Origin of the sequence: Candidatus Darwinibacter acetoxidans, from assembly GCF_041936445.1 — a bacterium.
Taxonomy (GTDB): Bacteria; Bacillota; Limnochordia; order Darwinibacteriales; family Darwinibacteriaceae; genus DTU010.
The window spans coordinates 1-4,197 of record NZ_JBHGXH010000348.1 but is presented as its reverse complement, the minus strand read 5'-3'; the positions used below and the strand labels follow the sequence as shown (position 1 = coordinate 4,197).

At 55.0% G+C, this 4,197-nt stretch carries 1 protein-coding gene and 1 pseudogene; both read left to right on the top strand.

Going from position 1 to position 4,197, the window contains the following annotated elements; translation table 11 throughout:
- A pseudogene (locus ACE4YL_RS15090) lies at positions 1 to 600 on the top strand (hypothetical protein); the annotation flags it as partial.
- 5 nt (positions 601 to 605) lie between these two features.
- On the top strand, positions 606 to 3,968 hold the full coding sequence (locus tag ACE4YL_RS15085; protein ID WP_461369779.1) for a Swt1 family HEPN domain-containing protein: 3,363 nt from the start codon (positions 606 to 608) through the stop codon (positions 3,966 to 3,968).
- Positions 3,969 to 4,197 lie beyond the last annotated feature (229 nt).

The window sequence follows — 4,197 nt, the reverse complement described above, 5'->3', positions numbered from 1 at the left end:
ATATATACCCGCTACGCACAGGTAATCGATGCCCGGGGCAACCCCCTGAGCGTGCGGGAGGCCCTCGCCCTGATCAACGAGACACTTGACGAAGTGCTGGCCGAGCAGGAAGGAGATTTCGATGCCGATACCCGCTGGGCGGTAGCTTGGTTTGAACAGTTCGGCTTCGGCGAAGGTGAATATGGCCTTGCCGAAACCCTCTCCAAGGCCAAGAACACCAGCGTTTCGGGCCTGGGCGAAGCCGGCATTTTGCTTTCAAGGGAGGGGCGGGTGCGCCTTTTCTGCCCGCAAGAGCTGCCCGCAGAATGGAACCCGTCCCGCGATTCACGGCTGACCGTTTGGGAGACGGTGCACCATCTTATCCGGGCGCTGGAACAGGGTGAAGAGGCTGCCGCCGATCTTTTGGCCGTGCTGGGTGGCCAGGCCGATTCGGCCCGGGAACTGGCTTACCGCCTCTATACCATCTGCGAGCGGAAAAAGTGGGCCCGGGAGGCGCTGGCTTATAACAGCCTGGTGCAGAGCTGGCCTGAAATTGAGCGTCTTGCCAGGGAGAACAGGGGGCCCCAAGAAATAGTACAGAGACTATTTGGTGAGGAGTAATAACCATGGCCATTACAAATTATGAACGGGTCGCAAAAGCGATGAATCTTTTGAAAGACGGGCTCCGTCCTTTTGTCGAGCGGGAGCTGGAAGCCCATCACGGCAAGTACTGGGTTACCAAGGTCGTGGAGGGGTGGAAACATGAACTGACCTGGCCCGAGGGTCAAGAGCAACCTCATCTCGACGTGGCCGCTGTCTTGAGGATCATGTGGGAGCAATGGAATCCGGTATTCGGTAAAACCCTGGGACATACCGAGCGCAGCTTGGTCAGTGAGCTGCGGGAGGTGCGTAACAGATGGGCTCACCAGGAGGCTTTTTCCAGCGACGATGCATACCGTGCCCTCGATTCTGCTGCCCGGTTGCTTACTGCCATCTCCGCAGAGGAGGCGGCGGCAATAGAAAAAATGAAGATGGAGCTTTTACGTGTTCGTTTTGATGAACAGGTCCGTAATGAGAGGCGTAAAAAAGCCGGCACGGCTATCGCCAGCCCGGTGGCAGGCAACCTCAAGCCCTGGCGGGAGGTGATTACTCCCCACAGAGATGTAGCTGGCGGTCACTACCAGCAGGCAGAATTTGCAGCCGACCTCTGGCAGGTGTACCAGGGAGAAGGAAGTGCTGAATACCGTGAACCTGTTGAGTTTTTCCGGCGAACCTTTCTGACCGACAACTTGAAGAGATTACTGGTAGGTGCTCTACTGCGTCTCTCCGGCCTGGGCGGTGACCCGGTGGTCCAGCTGCAGACCAATTTTGGCGGGGGTAAAACCCACTCCATGTTAGCCTTGTATCATCTTTTTTCCGGGACGCCGCCCGCCGATTTGGCCGGCATTGACAGCATCATCGAAGAGGCGGGTATAACCCAAATTCCAACCGTCCGCCGCGTGGTCTTGGTCGGCAATAAAATATCTCCTGCAAACCCCTCCGTTAAACCGGATGGCGTAGTTGTCCATACGCTCTGGGGGGAGCTTGCCTGGCAGCTGGGCGGCCGGGAAGCTTATGAACGGGTGCGGGCCGACGACGAAAAAGCTACCAGCCCCGGCGACCTGTTACGGGTGCTTTTCAATGAGTACGGCCCCTGCTTAATTCTGATCGACGAATGGGTTGCCTACGCCAGGCAGCTGCACGACAGGAGTATCTTGCCCGCAGGAAGTTTTGAAACCCAGTTTTCTTTTGCCCAGGTCCTCACCGAATCGGCCAAGCTGGCCCAGAACTGCCTCCTGGTGGTCAGTTTACCCGCCTCGGAGTGGCCCGCTTCGCCTCACACCCAAACCGATGATGCTGAAGTGGGAGGGCAGCGCGGCCGCGAAGCCCTTGACCGGCTGCAGAATGTCATCGGGCGTGTCGATTCGTCCTGGCGGCCGGCCAGTGCAGAGGAGAGCTTTGAGATCGTTCGCCGCCGCCTTTTCGAACCTCTGGTCGAAAACGAACAGTTCGTGGCCCGGGACACGGTTGCCCGGGCGTTCGCCGATCTTTACCGGACGCAGCACCAGGAGTTCCCGCCTGAGTGCCAGGAGGCAGATTACGAGAAGCGGTTAAAAGCGGCCTACCCGATTCACCCGGAGATTTTCGATCGCCTTTATACCGACTGGTCGACACTGGTGAAATTTCAACGTACCCGCGGCGTATTGCGCCTGATGGCTGCGGTGATTCACAGCCTTTGGGAAAAAGAAGATCGAAATCCGCTTATTTTGCCGTGTAATATCCCCATTGATGATCCCCGTGTGGAAACTGAACTAACGCGTTATCTTTCCGACAACTGGGTCCCGGTAATTGCCAAGGATGTTGACGGTCCCAACTCGCTGCCGTTGCAGATTGACGCGCAAATTCCAAATCTCGGAAGATATTCCGCTTGCCGGAGAGTGGCCCGGACGGTCTACCTAGGTTCGGCGCCAATCACAACGGCTGCCAACCGCGGCCTGGAGGATCGCCGGGTAAGGCTGGGTTGTGTCATGCCTGGCGAGACGCCCGCTCTCTTTGGAGACGCGTTAAGAAGACTGGCGGCAGAGGCAACCTATTTGTATGTGGACGGCACTCGCTATTGGTACTCCACCCAACCCACGGTTACCAAGCTGGCCGAGGATCGGGCTGAACTGCTCAGACGTGAGCCGGATAAAGTAGAAGAAGAGATTAATAAACGCTTGAGGGCCGATTTACGCAAGACCGGTGATTTTAACCGCATCCACCCCTTGCCAAGTTCGGGGCAGGATGTTCCCGACGAGCAGGATGCCGGGCTGGTAGTTCTTGGTATCGATTATCCCCACAGCAAGGAGAAAGAAAGCGCGGCCATAGCATATGCTAAGGAGATCCTTGAAACACGCGGCAGTTTGCCCCGCATTTACCGGAACGCCCTTGTTTTTTTCGCGGCAGACAAGACCCGCTTGCAAGAACTTGATGAAGCGGTGCGATATTACTTGGCCTGGGAATCCATCCTTAATGAACATGAAGAACTGGATCTTTCATCTTCCCAGGTAAAGCAGGCGGAAGCACATAAAGCCTCTGCAGACAGCTTCGTCGAGGCCAGGATGCCTGAAGCCTACCAGTGGTTGCTGGTTCCTGTCCAGTTGAATCCACAGTCGGAGGTGAAATGGGAAAGCTTCAGGCTTACCGGCCAGCAGCCCATTGCAGAACGTGCCTGCAGAAAGCTGCGCAGTGATGAGCTTTTGATTACCGTTTTTGCGGCTACTCGCCTGCGGATGGATCTGGATCAGATACCCCTATGGCGTGGAGACTATGTGGCTATAAAACAGCTTATCGAAGATTATTCGCGCTACCTTTACCTGCCAAGGCTTAAAGAGCCCGCAGTTTTACTGGATGCAATCCGCAGCGGTCTCTCTTCACCTACATGGAGGCAAGATTCGTTTGCTTATGCTGAAAGTTATGACGAAACCGCCGGCCGTTATCGCGGTCTGCGTGGTGGAGAACAGGTGAATATTATCTACGACAGCTTGACCCAGGGCCTTCTGGTTAAACCCGAGGTTGCACAAAGACAGCTTGAAGCTGAAGGGACACCGCCGGTGCCACCGGGCGATGGTGCTAAAGACGAAAACGGATCAGACGAGCAAAACGGAGTCACTGTCTTGCCTGGCGAAGAAACTGGTGATGTAGAAGGTGGAGGCGCACCGCCTGCCCCGCCCAGGCCGAAACGCTTTTACGGTAGTGTTGAGCTCGACTCAACCCGCGTTGGTCGCGATGCCGGCCAGATAGCCGAAGAGGTTATCGCCCACCTGGATGGACTTGTTGGTGCTAAAGTAAAAGTAACCCTGGAAATCGAAGCAGAAGTTGAAGACGGTGTTCCCGAAGATGTTGTGCGCACTATCACCGAAAACAGCCGTACCCTCAAATTTACAACGCACGGTTTCGAGAATGAATGATTAGATGAGGCGCAATAAATGAAATAGATATATTATTGAAAAAAATACAGGTTATACTGATATCTTTCAGTTAGAAGAAGGGGCCTTAGCAATATGCTCCTAATTTCCAGGCCGAGCTCAAGCAGATATTGGCTGATTTGAACCTTTCCGAGAAGCTAAAAGTTGAATGACGGGATAGGGGGTTTTGATTATCCAACACCGCAGTGATGTTAAATTTGCCTTTGAGATG